The following is an 801-nucleotide window of genomic DNA, read 5'->3' as shown; positions in this document are numbered from 1 at the left end:
CGGCGCAGGTCCGCGCTGGCGGTGTCCGTCACCACCGCCCGGTTCTCCTCCAGCGCCCACACCCGCTCCGCGAGCCGGGACGGTCCCAGCAGCGCGCCCACCAGCTGCCGGTCGACGGCGGTGAGCGCCCGCAGCCACCAGGGCAGCAGCAGGACGATCAGCACCCCGAGCGCGCACACGGCCGCGTATTCCAGGGGGCTGTCCACGTAGATCGGGTCACCGTCGGAGTTCTCGCCCAGCTGAGCCTTCCCGTCCTCCGGCAGCGACCACGCCCACAGCGGGTACGTGACCATGCCCCAGCCGCACGACCACACCGTCAGCCCGGCGCAGAACGCGAAGACGGCCCACGGGAACTGCACCAGCCCGTACAGCACGTGCCGCCAGGACGAGCCGCTCTTGAGCACGGCCACGGTCCTCGCCGTCAGCCCGCTCCGGCCGTGCGCCGGCCTGATCGGTTCCGGTGCCGGCACGTCCAGGTCCAGCAGCAGCCGGGCCCGGGTCCGCTCCAGGGCACCGAAGCCCCGGGCGATCAGCAGCGTCACCGCGAGGAGTGGGACGCCGACGAACGTCACCAGCAGCCCCGCGCTCGTGGCCACCAGCGTGACGAGGGTCGAGAAGAGCAGGACGGCCACGGGCAGGCTCGTCAGGACGTAGGCGAACTCCCGCCAGGCGCGGGCGGAGAAGGGGGCGCGCAGGAACTGCATGGGTCAGCCTTCCGACGATCCCGGGCGGCGGCCGGGTTCGGCGTCCCGCCAGGGGAGTTCTGCGGTGATGGTGGTGGGTCCGCCGTGGGGGGAGTGG

Annotated in this window: 1 protein-coding gene; it reads right to left on the bottom strand. The window is 73.4% G+C overall.

Translation table 11 applies throughout. The features are described from left to right. The coding region (locus HPT28_RS26410) for a sensor domain-containing protein (RefSeq protein WP_219094489.1) at positions 1-704 on the bottom strand (704 nt) is incomplete at its 3' end. Positions 705-801: the final 97 nt, after the last annotated feature.

This window comes from Streptomyces sp. JJ38 (assembly GCF_019303475.1).
Classification (GTDB): Bacteria; Actinomycetota; Actinomycetes; order Streptomycetales; family Streptomycetaceae; genus Streptomyces.
Note: the sequence above shows the minus strand (reverse complement) of the source record. Positions and strands in the feature narration are given on the sequence as shown.